Here is an 18946-nt window from a genome sequence, read left to right as displayed (position 1 = left end):
CATGGAACGGCAACTGGACGCTTACTGCGAACACCTGCGCAGTGAGCGCCAGGTGTCGCCGCACACGCTGTCGGCCTACCGCCGCGACCTCGATAAAGTCCTCGGCTGGTGCATCAAGCAGAACATCGGCAGCTGGGCCGCGCTGGATATCCAGCGCCTGCGCAGTCTGATCGCGCGCCTGCATTCGCAAGGCCAGTCCTCGCGCAGCCTCGCCCGCCTGCTTTCGGCCGTACGCGGGCTCTATCACTACCTCAATCGTGAAGGCCTGTGTGATCACGACCCGGCCACGGGGCTGGCGCCACCGAAAGGCGAACGTCGGTTGCCAAAAACCCTGGATACCGACCGCGCGCTGCAACTGCTCGAAGGTGCCGTTGAGGATGATTTTCTGGCACGCCGTGATCAGGCGATTCTCGAACTGTTTTATTCCTCGGGCCTGCGCCTTTCCGAACTGACCGGGCTCAATCTCGATCAACTCGATCTGGCCGACGGCATGGTTCAGGTGCTCGGCAAGGGCAGTAAAACCCGCCTGTTGCCGGTGGGTAAAAAGGCCCGCGAAGCCATCGAACAGTGGCTGCCGCTGCGAGCGATGACCAACCCGGCGGACGATGCCGTGTTCGTCAGCCAGCAAGGCCGGCGCCTCGGCCCGCGAGCGATTCAGGTACGCGTCAAACTGGCTGGCGAGCGCGAACTGGGGCAGAACCTGCACCCGCACATGTTGCGACATTCTTTCGCCAGCCACTTGCTGGAATCCTCGCAGGACCTGCGCGCCGTGCAGGAATTGCTCGGCCATTCCGACATCAAGACCACGCAGATCTATACCCACCTGGACTTCCAGCACCTGGCCGCGGTCTACGACAGTGCCCACCCCCGGGCCAAACGCATGAAAGGCGATGATTCATGAGCATTCAGTTGATCACCTTCGACCTCGACGACACCTTGTGGGATACCGCGCCGGTGATCGCCAGCGCCGAAACCGTCCTGCGTGAGTGGCTTGCCGAGCACGCAGCGAATCTGGGCGCGGTGCCGGTCGAGCATCTGTGGTCGATTCGCGAACGCGTCCTGAGCAGCGAGCCCGGGCTGAAACATCGCATCAGCGCCTTGCGCCGGCGCGTGCTGTTCCATGCGCTGGAGGAGTCCGGTTACGCCCACGGCGAGGCCTCGGAGCTGGCCGACAAGGCGTTTGAAGTGTTCCTGCATGCGCGGCACCAGATCGAGGTGTTCCCCGAAGTCCAACCAGTGCTGGAGATCCTCGCCAATCACTATGCGCTGGGCGTGGTCACTAACGGCAACGCTGACGTGCGCCGACTGGGGCTGGCGGACTTCTTCAAGTTTGCCCTGTGCGCCGAAGACATCGGCATCGCCAAACCGGATGCGCGGCTGTTTCATGAGGCGCTGCAGCGCGGTGGTGCCACTGCCGAAACCGCCGTGCATATCGGCGATCATCCGGGCGACGACATTGCCGGGGCACAGCAGGCCGGGTTGCGGGCGATCTGGTTTAACCCGGCGGGCAAGGCCTGGGAAGCTGATCGCTTGCCGGATGCCGAGATTTGCAGCCTGACGGAATTGCCAGCCGTGCTCGCACGCTGGAATGCTCCTTCGAACTGACACAGTTCCCCTGTAGGAGTGAGCCTGCTCGCGATAGCGGTGTATCAGATACATCTAATTGAATGACACACCGCTATCGCGAGCAGGCTCACTCCTACAGGGGATTTCGGTAGCCGCTCCATTTATTCCAGACATGAAAAAGCCCGCAGCGACGGCGGGCTTTTTCAAGCGAGCGACACGCCTCAGATAGGGCGGCTGCCGTACTTGTTGTCCGGCTTCTTGGGCGGATCGGCGACCACGTTGGCCTCCACTTCCTGCACCTTGCCACCGCGCGCAAGGAACTCTTCCATGGCCTTGGCCAGGGCGTCGCGCTCCTTGTTCTTGGCTTCAATGCTCGGCAACTCATCCACCGACACCGCAGCCTTGGCTTTGCCTTTGGCAGCCGGGGCCGGCGTATCGTCACCGCCATCGTCTTCAGCAACATCTTCCGCTGCTGCTTCCAGACCTTCCTCGGCCTCGTCTTCGTCGCCTACTTCGAGGTCGTCGTTTTCCAGATCATCGTCGCTCATGTTCTACCTCATGACTTGCGAAAAGCAGATTAGTTATAGACCAGCTTTGGCGACTGTCGAAAGTCGCCGGAAAAAAATCGGTAACCATTGATGACCAACGGTTCATGCCCCTTCACCGTGCAAGGTGGCGAGGACTTTACGGGCACCGCCATGATCACGGTGCTCGCCCAGATAAACGCCTTGCCAGGTTCCCAGTGCCAAGCGACCTGCCGCAATCGGCAGACTGATCTGGCAGCCAAGCACGCTGGCCTTGAAGTGCGCCGGGAGGTCGTCCAGGCCTTCGTCGTTATGCTCATAGCCGTCTGTTCCTTGTGGGATCAGACGATTGAAAAATCGTTCGAAGTCGCGACGTACCGCCGGATCGGCGTTCTCGTTGATGGTCAACGACGCCGAGGTGTGCTGCAGCCACAAATGCAACAGACCGATCCGACACTGCCTGAGTTCAGGCAGGTTTTCGATCAGCTCATCCGTCACCAGATGAAAGCCCCGGGGCCGTGCCCGCAGGGTTATCAGAGTCTGTTGCCACATACAGTTCTCCGCACGTTCGGGGCGCATTCTAGCGCGCTCTGGGAAAAAACAAAGAGCCTAATATTCCCACTGTGATGTAAGCCATTCGCCGAGTGAAAACGCCACGGGTAAACACGACCAAAGCCGTACGAAAAATCCTTTCAGCTGCTCTCACAGTGACAAATCACGGACAAAAAAATGCCCGGCGAGCCGGGCAATTTTTTTTGCTGCGCGTACTTACAGGTTGTAGCCGCGTTCGTTGTGTTGTGCCAGATCGAGGCCGACCGATTCTTCTTCCTCGGTCACGCGCAGACCCATCACCGCGTCCAGGACCTTGAGGATGATGAAGGTGACGATCGCGGTGTAGATCACCGTGAAGCCGACGCCTTTGATCTGAATCCAGACCTGTGCGCCAATATCGGTCACAGTGCCGAAGCCGCCCAGTGCAGGCGCTGCAAACACACCGGTGAGGATCGCGCCGAGGATACCGCCGATACCGTGCACGCCGAACGCGTCCAGGGAATCGTCATAACCGAGTTTGCGCTTCAGGGTGGTGGCGCAGAAGAAGCACACCACGCCTGCCGCCAGACCGATCACCAGTGCGCCCATCGGGCCCACGGTGCCAGCGGCCGGCGTGATTGCCACCAAGCCGGCAACCACACCCGAGGCGATGCCCAGTGCGCTTGGCTTGCCGTGGGTGACCCACTCGGCGAACATCCAGCCCAGTGCCGCAGCGGCGGTGGCGATCTGAGTGACCAGCATCGCCATGCCGGCAGTGCCGTTGGCGGCCGCGGCGGAACCGGCGTTGAAGCCGAACCAGCCGACCCACAGCATGGCCGCGCCCATCAATGTGTAACCGAGGTTGTGCGGCGCCATCGGGGTGGTCGGGAAGCCTTTGCGCTTGCCCAGTACCAGGCACGCCACCAGACCGGCGATACCGGCGTTGATGTGCACCACGGTGCCGCCGGCGAAGTCGAGTACGCCCCAGTCCCACATCAGACCGCCGTTACCGGACCAGACCATGTGCGCGATCGGTGCATAAACCAGGGTGAACCAGATGCCCATGAAGATCAGCATCGCGGAGAACTTCATGCGCTCGGCGAACGCACCGACGATCAGCGCTGGGGTGATGATCGCGAAGGTCATCTGGAAGGTGATGAACACCGCTTCGGGGAACAGCGCCGCCGGGCCGGTGATGCTCGAAGGCGTGACACCGGCGAGGAACGCCTTGCCCATGCCACCGAAGAACGAATTGAAGTTGACGACGCCCTGCTCCATGCCGGTGGTGTCGAACGCAATGCTGTAGCCATAGATGACCCACAGGATGCTGATCAGACCGGTAATGGCGAAGCACTGCATCATCACGGAAAGAATGTTTTTCGAGCGGACCATGCCGCCGTAGAACAGTGCAAGGCCGGGAATGGTCATGAACAGCACAAGGGCTGTCGAGGTGAGCATCCAGGCAGTGTCGCCGGAATTGAGGACTGGGGCCGCCACTTCGTCTGCCGCCATTGCAAGGCCGGGCATTACGATGGACAACAGGGCTCCTAGCCCTGCGAATTTACGCAGAGTCATATTGTTTTCTCCTGGGGCGTTGGGGTTTGTGGCGGCTTAGATCGCGTCGGTATCGGTTTCGCCGGTACGGATGCGGATCGCCTGTTCCAGATTGACCACGAAGATCTTGCCGTCACCGATCTTGCCGGTGTTGGCGGCCTTGGTTATCGCTTCGATAACCCGGTCCAGATCCTTGTCGTCGATGGCCACGTCGATTTTCACCTTGGGCAGAAAATCGACCACATATTCCGCGCCGCGATACAGCTCGGTGTGACCCTTCTGCCGGCCGAAGCCTTTGACTTCAGTAACGGTAATGCCCTGCACGCCGATTTCGGACAGCGACTCGCGCACGTCGTCCAACTTGAACGGCTTGATGATGGCAGTGACTAGCTTCATGAAACTCTCTCCCGAATTGGTGGACTTGCCCCAGGAAAACAAACCCGACTCAAGTCTAAGCGCAGTGCCTGGCTTTGTAACGCATCGTCGGCCTTGCCTGCCCGACTGACGCCAGCTAACCGCATCCAGACGAAACTCCCCGCTCCGTCTGCCGCACTGCATTCGTCACAGCGACTGCATCAGTGCATGGGTCGAGGGTGACTAAGCAGAAACCTTGCCATCTCGCCAAAATCCCCTGATTTCAATCCCTTGGCCGCTACCGCAGGCCCTCTCGCGCAAAGCGCCGCGCCGATACGCACAACAACGGTGCGTTGCCGTCCGTCCGCCTGCGCGAAAAGCGTGCATCCCTGACCACGGGATTGACTATAGACACTGCGTGATACACTGCCGGCCATTGTTTCCAGGACATCCACCATGCTCGCGCCCAAAGACTTCCTCGACGCCCTGAGCGGCACCGCCTCCCGCCTGTTCAGCGGCGACACCCCGCTGCCAAAAGCCGAAATCGAAAGCCAGTTCAAGATGCTGCTGCAAAGCGCCTTCAGCAAACTCGACCTGGTCAGCCGTGAAGAATTTGACAGTCAGATGGTTGTGTTGGCCCGAACGCGTGCACGGCTTGAGAGCCTTGAAGCAAAGGTTGCCGAGATGGAAGCGAAGCTGACGCCGCCTGCGGAATAAGACCGCAATCTACTGTGGGAGCTAGCTGAACAAATAAACCGCACGGTTGTGAACTCATGGTGGAGAAAGGCTATGCAATTGATCTGAATTTTGCGCTGCAACCTCACCACAGGTCATTTCAGCGATACCACTGAAATGACCTTTTTTGTGTCGTCGTTATCTTCCCCCCTACTCCGCAATCCTCCACTCACAGAAGTAACGTCCTACAAAACGCGTCCCCCACGTCTGATTTCGCTGCCCCCTCTCTGCTGGCTATCTTCTTGCGACCCGCTCCGAACAGATGAAAACAATGAGAAGAAAAGGCAAGGCAACGGATCTTCGTAACCAGACATTCAGATCAAACTCGCGAAAGATCGCCTACAAATTCTTTCTCAAGGACATTGCCCCGAGAATCCCAAATATTGATGCAGCAGCGGTCAAGTTTGAGCCAATTACCCCAGCAGCGATAAAGCAATACTTTCTCTGGGAGGGGCCAACAATTTTCCCTTGGGATGACGTTGCAGACTGGAAAAGTAAAGATGCGAAAGGTCTGGATTTGGCGATATGGTTCAAACAGATTCTTTGCGGCATGTGCTATGCGACTCCGCGCGCAAGCTCTATCTGCTTAAAGATTATTCTGTTGGAAGGGCATCCGGACAGGGCGCACCCGCTTCGCGGCAGGATCGCGCCGATTGCTCTGCTTGTCGCAGATCACTATGCGCGAGCGCTAGGATGCAAAGAAATCGAGATTCAGGATCCTGATCCGAATGTTGTTTTTTACTACCGGAAACTAGGGTTCGAATTCGACCACACCAACCGGCTTGTCATTTCTGTGAACGGTCAATAACATCGAAATCAACAACCTAATCGCACGAGGTGCGTATGAGCCCAAAAAAGCGAAAGGCAAAGCTTCTTCAGATTGTTGAACTACATCTCGAAGCACTCCGGTTGGCTGGGGATATGTCAGCCAACCAACGGCGATTTATTGAAGTTGCTGTTACGTGTGGGCCAGAGCTTGAGCCAAGCGGCCCGCTGGCCGGTAGAAGATCCTGAGTCAAAAATAAAAAGGCGTCCATAGGACGCCTTTTTTGTGTTTGGAGGAGTAGTCGCAGCGATTCTTTAACTCCTGGCTTTGCAGCCATGGGTTCAGAATCCGACGAGCTGGCCCGTCGTCACTACTTCAGAGAAACCAGCTTTCTCTGCTGCCGAAAATGCGGGGGAGCTTTTGCTGGTGCCCAGTCCCGACGAATGCGCAGTTGCAGTCCTCGAACGGAATGATCCTTTAATGCCGGGCGAGAGTCAACGCTCCAATTCAGGCAAGCAGTGACAGCCCATCGGGTCTTGATACGTCTTGTAAACCTCTATTTCAGCACTAAAACCCGGCTCAACTACCCTTCAAAAACCCGCAGGAAGCGGCTCCCCGATTCAGCTCAAGGAACGACCATGTCCCTCTCCATCGTCCACAGTCGCGCCCAGATTGGCGTGGAAGCCCCCGCTGTCACCGTCGAAGTTCATCTGGCCAACGGTCTGCCGTCGCTGACCATGGTCGGGCTGCCCGAGGCGGCGGTGAAGGAGAGCAAGGATCGGGTGCGCAGTGCGATCATCAATTCCGGGCTGCAGTTTCCGGCGCGGCGGATCACGCTGAATCTGGCCCCGGCGGATCTGCCCAAGGATGGCGGGCGGTTTGATCTGGCAATAGCCTTGGGGATTCTGTCGGCGAGTGTGCAGGTGCCGTGTCTGACGCTGGACGAGGTGGAGTGTCTGGGCGAATTGGCGTTGTCCGGCGCGGTAAGGCCGGTTCGCGGGGTGTTGCCGGCAGCCCTGGCGGCGCGCAAGGCCGGGCGCGCATTAGTGGTGCCTCGGGCGAATGCGGAAGAGGCTTGTCTGGCCTCGGGGTTGAAGGTGTTTGCGGTGGATCATTTGCTGGAAGCGGTGGCGCATTTCAACGGGCATACGCCGGTTGAGCCGTATGTGTCTGACGGCTTGATGCATGCCAGCAAGCCCTATCCCGACTTGAATGAAGTGCAGGGTCAGATGGCCGCCAAACGCGCGTTGCTGATTGCTGCGGCGGGGGCGCATAACCTGCTGTTCAGCGGGCCACCGGGAACGGGCAAGACGTTGCTGGCAAGTCGTCTGCCGGGGCTTCTGCCGCCGCTGGCCGAGAGTGAAGCGCTGGAGGTCGCGGCGATCCAGTCGGTCGCCAGCGGTGCGCCGCTGACCCATTGGCCGCAGCGTCCCTTTCGCCAACCGCACCACTCAGCCTCCGGGCCGGCCCTGGTCGGTGGCAGCTCGAAACCGCAACCCGGGGAGATCACTCTCGCTCATCATGGCGTTCTGTTTCTCGACGAACTGCCGGAGTTCGATCGCAAGGTACTGGAGGTTTTGCGCGAGCCGTTAGAGTCCGGGCACATCGTGATTGCACGAGCCAAGGATCGTGTGCGGTTTCCGGCGCGGTTTCAGTTGGTAGCGGCGATGAATCCCTGTCCCTGTGGATATCTTGGTGAGCCCAGCGGCAAGTGCTCATGCACACCGGACATGGTCCAGCGCTATCGCAACAAGCTGTCGGGCCCGCTGCTGGACCGGATCGATTTGCACCTGACGGTGGCGCGCGAGGCGACAGCGTTGAACCCGCAGGTGAAGCCGGGCGAAGACAGTGCCAGTGCTGCCGCGTTGGTTGCCGAGGCTCGTGAACGACAGCAAAAAAGGCAGGGCTGCGCCAATGCCTTTCTCGATTTGCCGGGACTGAAACGGCATTGCAAGTTATCCACAGCCGATGAAACCTGGCTGGAAACCGCCTGCGAACGCTTGACCCTGTCGCTACGCTCGGCGCATCGCTTGCTCAAGGTCGCCCGAACACTGGCAGACCTCGAACAAGCCGATGCCATCAAACGCGAGCACCTGGCCGAGGCGCTGCAATATCGGCCGGCGACGCCTTAATGCTCGGTCAGATCAACCAGCGGTGTTTGCCGAACTTCGGTTTCACGCCCGGCCTGAATCTCGGTCACACGCTTCAAGGCGTTATCCACAGCGCCCTTGTCCGCGAGCAGGCTGTAACTGATCTGGAACTGCTGGCTCGCTTTCGGCGCAATGGTCGGCACCAGATTCAGCGGGCGCTGATAGCGGCGGTTGTAGGAAAAACTGGTTCCCGGCTCCAGCCCGGTGACATAGCCCTGCCCTTGGGTATCGGTATTTTTCCACAGAGAGAACACCGGCAACTGCGAGGTATTGAAGCCAACCGAAACGCCAAGGCTACCGGCCTTGTTATGCAGCACGGTCAGCGTTTGCCCCTTGGCATCGGCATAGGGCACGACGTTATAGACAGTTTCGTCGTAGTCCCTGGTCGGCCCGCGATAGGTCTGCCAGTCGGCCAGATCACCCTTGGCCTTGTCGTTGAATGGCGAAACCTGTTTGACCGGCGCGGCAAATCGGGCGCCTTGCTCAAGAAACGGCGTGCTGAAATTGCTGTGATACAGCGCCTGATATTCCTTCGGATAATCGCCGTTGTTGGTCAGCGTATCGTTGAGGCTGAAGGCGGCGCTGCCTGGAACCGTGACCAGTTCGGTGGCCACGGAGAAGTCGACTTTCTTGAACGCCTGCTCTTTCAACTCCCCACGCAGGCTGATGGCATAGGGGGGATTTTCGTCAATGTGCAGGGTGACGGTACTGGCCGGGATGTTAGCGGCGCGGCCGTGCAAAGTCAGCAGCTCACCATTGTCGATGCCGGGGTGACCGACCCATTCATAGCCACAGCGGGTCACCAGCTCGTTGAAACCTTCCAGCCAGCCCAGACCACCGCGTCCGTTGAGTTCGATGAAGGCCGGGTTGACCACCTCCTTGACCGGCGAATCCCAGCCCATGCGCACATCGCCGACGGACGCCTGCAAGACGTTCATGCCACGGGTCGGCACTACGGAGAGTTTCATGGTGCCGTTATCGATATCGACGATGCTCACGCCTTCCTGCCGGCCGCCATGCAAGGTGCGCAGGCTGACGGAAAAGGGTTTGTCGGTTTTCACGCCCAATTGCGCGCTGGTGATGGTCCAGTTTTGCGCGGACTTGGTGCTATCGAGCAATACGTAATCCCAGGCCATGGCGTGGGAAGCAGCAGAGAGTGCGCCGAGTGCGACGGCGAGTTTGAGCGGGGTCATGGCAGCAGCCTTTATTGGAGTTGTGCCATTTATATAGCGCTGCGGAAACGTTTCAGCAAGTGCATTAGATCGACGGGGCGCATGTTCTGCCGAAGATCTTCATTGACGCAATCGCGAGCAGGCTCGCTCCCACAGGGGATCCGGGTTTTCACAAAATCTGTGAATCACACCGAAAACTGTGGGAGCGAGCCTGCTCGCGAAAGCTATTTCAAAGGCGCATCAACGAAAGCGATCAACCTCGGAACGCAGATCCGCCGCCAGTTTTTCCAGCTCCTTGGCGGTAACCGCAAGGTTGGAAACCACTTCGCGTTGTTCGCTGTTAGCCAGCGCAATGCTCTGCAAGTTGCTGCTCAGCAACGTCGCGGTGCTACTCTGCTCCTGCGTCGCCGTGGTGATCGCGGCAAACTGTTGGCCCGCCGAACGGCTCTGCTCATCAATCCGCGCCAGCGCCGAGGCGACGTTGGCGTTGCGCGACAGGCCTTCCTGCATCAGCACATTGCCCTGCTCCATGGTGCTGATCGCGTTGCCGGTTTCCTGCTGGATGCTGTGAATCATGCTGGAGATTTCATCAGTGGCCTGACGAGTACGCGAGGCCAGGCTGCGCACTTCGTCGGCGACCACGGCAAAGCCGCGACCCTGCTCACCGGCACGCGCCGCTTCGATCGCCGCGTTGAGTGCCAACAGGTTGGTCTGCTCGGCGATCGAGGTGATCACGCCGACGATGCCGCCGATTTCCTGGGAACGCTGACCGAGGGTGTTGATCACGGTGGCGGTGCTGTTGAGGGCGCCAGCAATTTGCTCCAGCGACGACGAAGCTTCTTCCATCGAGCTGCGGCCGATCTGCGTTTGCTGAGCATTTTCCTGTGCCAGACGCTGGGTGGCGCTCATGTTGTCGGCGATGTTCAGCGAGGTCGCGCTGAACTCTTCCACCGCGCCGGCCATGCTGGTGATCTCGCCGGACTGTTGCTCCATGCCGTCATAGGCACCGCCGGACAAACCGGACAACGCCTGCGCCCGGCTATTGACCTCTTCCGAGGAGCGACGGATGTGCTCGACCATGGTCGACAAGGCCTGGCTCATCTGGTTGAACGCTCGCGACAACTGACCGATTTCATCGTTGCTCGACACGTTCAGACGTACGCTCAGATCGCCCGCGCCCAACGCTTCGGCCTGCCGCACCAGATCGCTCAACGGCGCCAGTTTGCTGCGCAGCAGCCAGACCACCGAACCGACCGCCAGCAACATCGCCAGCAGACTGCCAATCGCCAGTTGCGTGCCGACGCTCCAGGTCACCGCGCGAATCTCGGCTTTCGGCATGCTCGCCACCACCGACCAAGGGCCACCTTCGAACGGCACGGCAATGCTGTAGAAGTCTTCGCCCTGATCGCTCCAGAACTCACCCTTGCCCGGAGTTTTCACCAGTGCGTTGATGGCTGGCACCGCCTGGTCCAGCGACTCGACACCGGCGATCGGCACCAGCCATTTGTTCTGCTCGTCGAGCAGCGCCAGCGAGCCGGTCTGGCCGATGCGGAAGCGCTTGAGGTTGGCGAACTGGGCGTTCTGCGCGTCGGTGTAATCGAAGCCGACATACAACACGGCAATGATCTTGCCGCTGCCGTCACGCACCGGCGTGTACTGCGACATGTAATAGCGCTCGAACAACAGCGAGCGGCCGACGTAACTCTGCCCCGCCATCAACTTCGCGTACGCCGGGTTGGCGTGGTCGAGCACGGTGCCGATGGCGCGCGTGCCGTCCTGCTTGCTGACGTTGGTGCTGACGCGAATGAAGTCTTCGCCGCTGCGCACGAATACCGTGGCCACGCCGGCGGTCATCTGCTTGAACTCGTCGACTTCCTTGAAGTTGTTGTTCAGCACTTCGTTGCCCAGATGCAGGCCCGGGGTCTGCACGCCGGCCACGGTCACGGGCTGGTCAGGGTGCACGCTCAGGCCGCTGCCGAAGCGCTTTTCGAACAAGCCGCTCAGGCGCAGGGTGCTTTCACGCAAGGTGCCGTGGAACGTGCTCAGTTGGTCGGCCAGCAGCCGCGCCTCACTGGCCAGATGCTCTTCACGGGTGGCGAGGTTGGCAGAATCCAGCGAACGCAGGGCGAACACCGTACTGCCGCTGATGACAATCGCCAGTATCACGGCGAGGGCGAGGCCCAGCTGCGAGGCGATCCGAGCACGAGGTTGAGACATGAACAGCTCCTGGCCGAGCCACCGAATCCTCCTTGATCGCGGTAAATGCCCGGGAAAATATTCTAATAATGGGGGTGCAGCCTGGAACCGGCACGACGGTTCCACTTGCTCATAGTCGGCGGTGAATGCGAATACTTGAGCGCGCAACGTGGGTATGGCGTAAGGCCTGCATTGTCGCCGCTCCAACGTTTCAGCTCAAGCGCGCCACCGCTGGCAGTTCCATGGCGCGGACTTCGCCCTGGAGGAAGTCACTGAGGCGGCGCAAACGTTCACCTCCGGGACGGGTTTTCGGCCACACCAGGTAATAATTCAGGCCACTGGCGACCGCCGTAGGCCACGGCAGGCTCAGACGTCCCTGGGCGACATCTTCAGCCACCATCAACAGATCGCCCATCGACACGCCGTAGCCGCGCGCCGCAGCGATCATCCCCAGTTCGAGGGTATCGAACACTTGCCCGCCCTTGAGTGAAACCTGATCCGACAATCCCATGCATTCCAGCCAACTGCGCCAGTCGCGACGGTCCGGGGTCGGATGAAGCAATTCGGTGCTGGCCAGCCGCTCCACATCCCACGGTTGGTCGTTGAGCAGATTAGGCGCACCGACCGGAATCAGCTCCTCGGCAAACAACAGGCTGGCTTCCCAGTCCGGCGGAAAATGGCCGTCGCTCAGCAGCACTGCGCAATCGAACGGCTCGTCATTGAAATCCACCGAATCGATGTCCATCCATGCACTGGTCAGTTGCACTTCGTTGCCCGACTGCAGATGACGGAAGCGACTCAGGCGCGCCAGCAGCCAGCGCATGGTCAGGGTCGATGGCGCTTTCATGCGCAGGATGTCGTCTTCGGCACGCAAGGTATTGCAGGCGCGCTCGAGCGCGATGAAACCTTCGCGAATGCCCGGCAATAAAAGTCGCGCGGCTTCGGTCAGTTGCAGATTGCGCCCGCTGCGCTGAAACAACCGACAGGCAAAGTGTTCTTCGAGGGTGCGGATATGCCGGCTCACCGCACTCTGGGTAATCGACAGTTCTTCAGCCGCGCGGGTGAACGAGCTATGCCGCGCCGCCGCTTCGAATGCGCGCAGGGCATACAACGGTGGAAGTCGACGGGACATGCACAGAGCTCCGGTAGCGGGATGCGGCCAACTTAGCAGAATCGGCGCTGGATGAGTTTTAATCATGCCACCCATCCTTTTTATCCCTTTGTGCAATCACGCTCACGCGCCGAGAATCGACGCTCTTCTGTTCCCTCTGAATCGAGTGGTGATGACATGCAGCATCCTGTGCGTAACGAACTCTGGGCCATTCTGCGGCTGGCCGGGCCGCTGATCGCTTCGCAGTTGGCGCACATGCTCATGGTGCTGACTGACACGCTAATGATGGCGCGCCTTAGCCCGGAGGCCTTGGCAGGTGGCGGCCTAGGTGCGGCGAGCTATTCGTTCGTGTCGATTTTCTGCATCGGCGTAATCGCCGCCGTCGGCACGCTGGTGGCGATTCGGCAGGGCGCCGGCGATATCATCGGTGCGGCGCGCCTGACCCAGGCCGGTTTGTGGCTGGCGTGGCTGATGGCGCTGGGCGCCGGACTGTTGCTGTGGAACCTCAAACCGGTGTTGCTGCTGTTTGGCCAGACGGAAACCAACGTCAACGCCGCCGGGCAATTTCTGATCGCCCTGCCCTTCGCCCTGCCCGGCTACCTGAGCTTCATGGCGTTGCGTGGTTTCACCAGTGCCATCGGGCGAGCGACGCCGGTGATGGTCATCAGCCTCGCCGGCACCGTGGCCAACTTCCTGCTCAACTACGCCTTGATCACCGGCATGTTCGGCCTGCCGCAGCTCGGGCTGACCGGTATCGGCCTGGTTACGGCAATTGTTGCCAACTGCATGGCACTGGCGCTGGCCTGGCATATGCGTCGGCATCCGGCATACGACGCTTACCCTCTGCGTGCCGGGCTGGCGCGGCCCAACCGGCAGTACCTGAAAGAGCTGTGGCGCCTCGGCCTGCCAATCGGTGGTACCTATGCGGTGGAAGTCGGTTTGTTTGCCTTCGCCGCCCTGTGCATGGGCACCATGGGCAGTACGCAAATGGGCGCGCACCAAATCGCGTTGCAGATCGTTTCGGTGGCATTCATGGTGCCGGCCGGGATGTCCTACGCCATCACCATGCGCGTCGGCCAGCATTACGGCGCCGGGCAACTGCTCGATGCGCGGATGTCCGGTCGCGTCGGCATCGCCTTCGGTGCGGTGGTAATGCTCGGTTTTGCCCTGGTGTTCTGGCTGTGGCCGAACGAGTTGGTCGGGTTGTTCCTCGACCATGACGACCCGGCGTTTGCCGAGGTGATCCGCCTCGCGGTAAGCCTGCTGGCCGTGGCGGCCTGGTTCGAGCTGTTCGATGGCACGCAGACGATCGCCATGGGCTGTATTCGCGGGCTCAAGGACGCCAAGACTACCTTTCTGGTCGGGCTTGCTTGCTACTGGCTGATCGGCGCGCCGGCGGCGTGGTGGATGGCGTTCCACCTGAACTGGGGGCCGACCGGGGTCTGGTGGGGCCTCGCGCTGGGCCTGGCGTGTGCAGCGGTGAGTTTGACGCTGGCATTTGAATGGAAGATGCAGCGGATGATCCGGCGCGAGCCGCAATCTCAGGGCTTCAACATTCCTCAAGCCGAATGAGATCCCCTGTAGGAGTGAGCCTGCTCGCGATAGCGGTGTGTCAGACAAATCATGATTATCTGACACACCGCTATCGCGAGCAGGCTCACTCCTACAAGGGACAGGTGTTAACTCACGATTTCGAGAGCTGGCTGCTGATTCGATCCAGACACCAGATACTCCACCAGCTCCGCCAGCGGCAACGGCCGGCTGATCAGATAACCCTGCACCTGATCGCAGCCAAAACCGCGCAGCAATTCCAGCTGCTCGGTGGTTTCGACGCCTTCGGCCACCACTTCAAGCTGCAGGTTATGTGCAAGATTGATCATCGCGTGCACCAGTTTGCGGTTCTCTTCACGCTGTTCCATGCCGCCGACGAAGCTTTTGTCGATCTTCAGCAAGGTGATCGGCAGGCTGTTGAGGTGCACGAACGACGAAAACCCGGTGCCGAAGTCATCCAGCGAAAAGCGCACACCGAGGCGGCCGAGGGCATCCATGGTCTGCTTGACCAGATCGCTGCGGCGCATCACCGCGGTTTCCGTCAGTTCGAATTCCAGCCACTGCGCCTCGACCCCACGTTCGAGAATCAGCCGGCTCAGGGTCGGCAGCAACTGGCTGTCCTGAAACTGGCGGAACGACAAGTTGATTGCCATGTGCAGCGCCGGCAGGCCTTGCTCGCGCAGCGCCTGCATGTCGCGCAGGGCGCGGGAAATCACCCAGTAGCCCAGCGGCACGATCAAACCGCTCTGCTCGGCCAGCGGCACGAACTCGCTCGGCGGCAGCAGGCCGCGCTCGCCATGACGCCAGCGCACCAGGGCTTCGAGGCCGACGATCTGGCCATCTTCAAGATTCAGCCGTGGCTGGTAATGCAGCTCCAGCTCATCGCGCCGCAGCGCCCGGCGCAGCTCGCTTTCCAGATCGGCCATGCTCCGCGCATTGCGGTTGATGCGCTCGTTGAAGATATGAAAGGTGCAGCCCTGGGTGCTCTTGGCTTGCTGCATGGCGATGTGCGCATGCCACATCAGCGGGTCGGCGCCGGCCTGCGCGCGGGCGTGGGCAATGCCCAGGCTGGAGCCGATCAACAGGCTTTCGCCATCAATCCAGTAAGGCTCGGCGAGTGCTTCAGTAATGCGCTCGGCCATCCACTCGGCCCGCTCGGGCGCACGGCGGGTGTCAATCAGCAAGGCGAATTCATCGCTGCCCAGGCGCGCCAGTTGATCACCGGCCTCTAGCTGGCTTTTCAGCCGCGCGACGACTTGCAGGATCAGCCGGTCGCCGGCCTGATGGCCAAGAGCATCGTTGGCGTGGCGAAAGTTGTCGAGATCGAGATGCCCGAGAGCCAGGCCACGGCCGTCGTTTTCCGCCAGACGCGCCGTCAGCAGGGTCTGGAAACCCTGGCGGTTGGCGATACCGGTCAGCGGATCCTGTTCGGCCAGGCGTTGCAAGGTGTTTTCGAGCACGCCGCGCTCGCGCACATGGCGCAGGCAACGGCGCAACATGCCGGCGTCGAGGGCATCAAATGCCAGCCAGTCACTGACCCCGTCCGGCGCGGTGGCCGGTTCGTGATCCAGCAGCAATACCGTCGGTAGGCTGCAACGGCCCGGGGCCGGTTGCAACGCGGGAATGGTCAACAACACCGCGTGGCGGTTGTCTTCGAACAGGCTGCTGACCGACTCCCAGCTCGGCGCGCTGATCAGCACCGCCGCGCTCCCCATGGGCGCCAGACACTCGCGCAATAACGCTGTCCACGCTGGCTCTTCGGCCAGTAACAGCAAACGCAAGGGCTCGACAGGCGTAGACAAGCTGACTCCCTAGACTCTGCAATGATGTGGGCTGGGCATTATGCCGTTGTGTGTAACATTGACCAATGCGCATGACCATCAACGTCGGACAAAACGTTATCTTTGGTCACAAATGAGAACATTAGCCGCAAAATCACCGCGCATCCTGCGTGAAAGTAACAAAACCGGCAAATCCGCATCGCGTGCTACGTCACAAGTCGGACAGAGCAGCACAATTCGCTGAGCCTGTTAAAATGCCGGCCCATTTCGTCAACGACTCCCGAATTTTCGTATGTCCCGACTCAATCCCCGGCAGCAAGAAGCCGTGAACTACGTCGGCGGCCCTCTATTGGTGCTCGCCGGTGCTGGCTCCGGCAAGACCAGCGTGATCACGCGCAAAATCGCGCACCTGATCCAGAACTGCGGCATCCGCGCCCAGTACATCGTCGCCATGACGTTTACCAACAAGGCCGCGCGCGAGATGAAAGAGCGGGTCGGCAGCCTGCTGCGTGCCGGCGAAGGCCGCGGCCTGACGGTCTGCACCTTCCACAACCTGGGCCTGAACATTATCCGCAAGGAGCATGCGCGGCTGGGCTACAAACCCGGTTTCTCGATCTTCGACGAGACCGACGTAAAAGCCCTGATGACCGACATCATGCAGAAGGAATATGCAGGCGACGATGGCGTCGACGAGATCAAGAACATGATCGGCGCCTGGAAAAACGACCTGATCCTGCCGCCGCAGGCCCTGGAAAACGCGCGCAATCCCAAGGAACAGACCGCCGCCATCGTTTATACCCACTACCAGCGCACGCTCAAGGCGTTCAACGCGGTGGACTTCGACGACCTGATCCTGCTGCCGGTGAAATTCTTCGAGGAACACGCCGACATTCTCGAAAAGTGGCAGAACAAGGTGCGTTACCTGCTGGTCGACGAATATCAGGACACCAACGCCAGCCAGTACCTGCTGGTGAAGATGCTGATCGGCAAGCGCAACCAGTTCACCGTGGTCGGCGACGACGACCAGTCGATCTACGCCTGGCGCGGCGCGCGCCCGGAAAACCTGATGCTGCTCAAGGACGATTACCCGTCGCTGAAAGTGGTGATGCTCGAGCAGAACTACCGCTCGACCAGCCGCATCCTGCGCTGCGCCAACGTTTTGATCTCGAACAACCCGCACGAATTCGAAAAGCAACTGTGGAGTGAAATGGGCCACGGTGACGAGATCCGCGTGATCCGTTGCCGCAACGAGGATGCCGAAGCCGAGCGCGTGGCCATGGAAATCCTCAGCCTGCACTTGCGCACCGACCGCCCGTACAGCGATTTCGCGATTCTCTATCGCGGTAATTATCAGGCCAAACTGATCGAATTGAAGCTGCAGCACCATCAGGTGCCGTACCGCCTCAGCGGCGGCAACAGTTTCTTCGGCCGCCAGGAAGTGAAGGACCTGATGGCTTACTTCCGCCTGATCGTTAATCCGGATGACGACAACGCCTTTCTGCGGGTGATCAACGTGCCGCGTCGCGAAATCGGCTCGACCACCCTGGAAAAACTCGGCAATTACGCCACCGAACGCAAGATCTCGATGTACGCCGCCACCGACGAAATCGGCCTCGGCGAGCATCTGGACAGCCGCTTCACCGATCGCCTGTCGCGCTTCAAGCGCTTCATGGACAAGGTCCGCGAGCAGTGCGCCGGCGAAGATCCGATCTCGGCGCTGCGCAGCATGGTCATGGACATCGACTACGAGAACTGGCTGCGCACCAACAGCTCCAGCGACAAGGCCGCCGACTACCGCATGAGCAACGTCTGGTTCTTGATCGAGGCGTTGAAAAATACCCTCGAAAAAGACGAAGAAGGCGAAATGACCATCGAGGACGCCATCGGCAAACTGGTGTTGCGCGACATGCTCGAACGCCAGCAGGAAGAAGAGGACGGCGCCGAAGGCGTGCAGATGATGACCTTGCATGCGTCCAAGGGTCTGGAGTTTCCTTACGTGTTCATCATGGGCATGGAAGAGGAAATCCTCCCGCACCGCTCCAGCATCGAAGCCGACACCATCGAAGAAGAGCGCCGCCTGGCCTACGTGGGCATCACCCGCGCCCGTCAGACCCTGGCGTTTACTTTCGCCGCCAAGCGCAAGCAGTACGGCGAAATCATCGACTGCGCGCCGAGCCGTTTCCTCGATGAGCTGCCGCCGGACGACCTCGCCTGGGAAGGCAACGACGACACCCCGACCGAAGTCAAAGCCGTGCGCGGCAATAACGCTTTGGCCGACATACGCGCGATGTTAAAGCGCTAGAATTGACCACTTTTTACTAGACCTTCGGCGCACCAGGCGCCAAATGAGGACAGCTTCATGGAAGCATTGCAGCAGAAAATCCGCGAACAAGGCATTGTGCTTTCCGACCAGGTCCTGAAGGTCGACGCCTTCCTGAACCACCAGATCGACCCGGCCCTGATGAAGCTGATCGGCGACGAATTCGCCGCGCTGTTCAAGGACTCGGGCATCACCAAGATCGTCACCATCGAAGCGTCGGGCATCGCCCCGGCGATCATGACCGGCCTGAACCTCGGCGTGCCGGTGATCTTCGCCCGCAAGCAACAGTCCCTGACCCTGACTGAAAACCTGCTGTCGGCGACCGTCTACTCGTTCACCAAGAAGACCGAAAGCACCGTGGCGATTTCCCCACGCCACCTGACCAGCAGCGACCGTGTGCTGATCATCGACGACTTCCTGGCCAACGGTAAGGCCTCGCAAGCGCTGATCTCGATCATCAAACAGGCCGGCGCTACCGTGGCCGGTCTGGGTATCGTCATCGAGAAGTCATTCCAGGGCGGCCGCGCCGAACTGGATTCGCAGGGCTACCGCGTCGAGTCGCTGGCCCGCGTCAAGTCGCTGAAGGATGGCGTCGTCGCCTTCATCGAATAATCCGCCACCCCACCGATCCCCTG

General features: G+C 60.3%; 16 protein-coding genes. 8 read left to right on the top strand and 8 right to left on the bottom strand.

Translation table 11 applies throughout. The features are described 5' to 3' along the window. The first annotated feature begins 1 nt into the window (after position 1). Both xerC and J3P75_RS01300 read left to right on the top strand, forming a co-directional pair. On the top strand, positions 2 to 901 hold the full coding sequence (gene xerC / locus J3P75_RS01305) for a tyrosine recombinase XerC (RefSeq protein ID WP_434709058.1): 900 nt from the start codon (positions 2 to 4) through the stop codon (positions 899 to 901). Next, a complete protein-coding gene (locus tag J3P75_RS01300; protein ID WP_434709057.1) occupies positions 898 to 1605 on the top strand; it encodes an HAD family hydrolase in 708 nt (235 codons plus the stop codon). Before xerC ends, J3P75_RS01300 begins: the two co-directional genes overlap by 4 nt. Before the next feature lie 182 nt (positions 1606 to 1787). Here J3P75_RS01300 and sutA read toward each other — a convergent pair whose 3' ends face one another. The 4 genes from sutA to glnK all read right to left on the bottom strand — a co-directional run bounded on the left by sutA (position 1788) and on the right by glnK (position 4571). Continuing rightward, positions 1788 to 2114 (bottom strand): transcriptional regulator SutA, encoded by a 327-nt coding sequence (gene sutA, locus J3P75_RS01295; RefSeq protein ID WP_016772583.1) that lies wholly within the window; start codon positions 2112 to 2114, stop codon positions 1788 to 1790. Between the two features lie 102 nt (positions 2115 to 2216). Next, on the bottom strand, positions 2217 to 2642 hold the full coding sequence (locus J3P75_RS01290) for a secondary thiamine-phosphate synthase enzyme YjbQ (RefSeq protein ID WP_434594414.1): 426 nt from the start codon (positions 2640 to 2642) through the stop codon (positions 2217 to 2219). Positions 2643 to 2858: 216 nt separating this feature from the next. Continuing rightward, positions 2859 to 4196: an ammonium transporter gene (locus J3P75_RS01285; protein WP_093097049.1), complete on the bottom strand. Its 1338-nt coding sequence runs from the start codon at positions 4194 to 4196 to the stop codon at positions 2859 to 2861. Between the two features lie 36 nt (positions 4197 to 4232). Then, entirely contained in the window at positions 4233 to 4571 is a 339-nt protein-coding gene (gene glnK, locus J3P75_RS01280) for a P-II family nitrogen regulator (protein ID WP_002555808.1), read from the bottom strand. Positions 4572 to 4985: 414 nt separating this feature from the next. On the opposite strand from glnK, the gene J3P75_RS01275 reads away from it, so the two are divergent. From J3P75_RS01275 to J3P75_RS01265, 3 genes are all read left to right on the top strand, one after another. Then, complete coding sequence (locus tag J3P75_RS01275) at positions 4986 to 5246, top strand: accessory factor UbiK family protein (RefSeq protein WP_007920416.1); 261 nt, start codon at positions 4986 to 4988, stop codon at positions 5244 to 5246. Between the two features lie 289 nt (positions 5247 to 5535). Next, positions 5536 to 6072 carry an N-acetyltransferase gene (locus J3P75_RS01270; protein ID WP_434709056.1) on the top strand — a complete coding sequence of 179 codons (537 nt, stop codon included), beginning with the start codon at positions 5536 to 5538 and terminating at the stop codon, positions 6070 to 6072. Positions 6073 to 6668: 596 nt separating this feature from the next. After that, a complete protein-coding gene (locus J3P75_RS01265; protein WP_434709054.1) occupies positions 6669 to 8162 on the top strand; it encodes a YifB family Mg chelatase-like AAA ATPase in 1494 nt (497 codons plus the stop codon). Here the strand turns inward: J3P75_RS01265 and J3P75_RS01260 are convergent. The 3 genes from J3P75_RS01260 to J3P75_RS01250 form a co-directional block, all read right to left on the bottom strand. Continuing rightward, positions 8159 to 9373, bottom strand: a complete 1215-nt coding sequence (locus tag J3P75_RS01260; protein ID WP_434709053.1) for an aldose 1-epimerase family protein — start codon at positions 9371 to 9373, stop codon at positions 8159 to 8161. The two genes, J3P75_RS01265 and J3P75_RS01260, sit on opposite strands and share 4 nt — an antisense overlap. 219 nt (positions 9374 to 9592) lie before the next feature. After that, on the bottom strand, positions 9593 to 11569 hold the full coding sequence (locus tag J3P75_RS01255; RefSeq protein WP_258451180.1) for a methyl-accepting chemotaxis protein: 1977 nt from the start codon (positions 11567 to 11569) through the stop codon (positions 9593 to 9595). A 190-nt stretch (positions 11570 to 11759) separates the two neighbouring features. Continuing rightward, on the bottom strand, positions 11760 to 12680 hold the full coding sequence (locus tag J3P75_RS01250; RefSeq protein WP_434709052.1) for a LysR substrate-binding domain-containing protein: 921 nt from the start codon (positions 12678 to 12680) through the stop codon (positions 11760 to 11762). Between the two features lie 156 nt (positions 12681 to 12836). Here J3P75_RS01250 and J3P75_RS01245 point away from each other — a divergent pair, with 156 nt between their 5' ends. Next, positions 12837 to 14231, top strand: coding sequence for a NorM family multidrug efflux MATE transporter (locus tag J3P75_RS01245; protein WP_434709051.1), 1395 nt, complete (start codon positions 12837 to 12839; stop codon positions 14229 to 14231). A 107-nt stretch (positions 14232 to 14338) separates the two neighbouring features. Here the strand turns inward: J3P75_RS01245 and J3P75_RS01240 are convergent, their stop codons facing one another. After that, a complete protein-coding gene (locus J3P75_RS01240; RefSeq protein WP_434709050.1) occupies positions 14339 to 16012 on the bottom strand; it encodes a putative bifunctional diguanylate cyclase/phosphodiesterase in 1674 nt (557 codons plus the stop codon). A 271-nt stretch (positions 16013 to 16283) separates the two neighbouring features. Between J3P75_RS01240 and rep the strand changes: the two genes are divergently transcribed. Together rep and J3P75_RS01230 are read left to right on the top strand one after the other, a co-directional pair. Continuing rightward, positions 16284 to 18293 (top strand): DNA helicase Rep, encoded by a 2010-nt coding sequence (rep, locus tag J3P75_RS01235; RefSeq protein WP_434709049.1) that lies wholly within the window; start codon positions 16284 to 16286, stop codon positions 18291 to 18293. A gap of 57 nt (positions 18294 to 18350) precedes the next feature. After that, positions 18351 to 18923, top strand: a complete 573-nt coding sequence (locus tag J3P75_RS01230) for a xanthine phosphoribosyltransferase (RefSeq protein WP_434709048.1) — start codon at positions 18351 to 18353, stop codon at positions 18921 to 18923. Positions 18924 to 18946 lie beyond the last annotated feature (23 nt).

Origin of the sequence: Pseudomonas sp. R1-1, assembly GCF_051132135.1 — a bacterium.
Classification (GTDB): Bacteria; Pseudomonadota; Gammaproteobacteria; order Pseudomonadales; family Pseudomonadaceae; genus Aquipseudomonas.
Note: the sequence above shows the minus strand (reverse complement) of the source record. Positions and strands in the feature narration are given on the sequence as shown.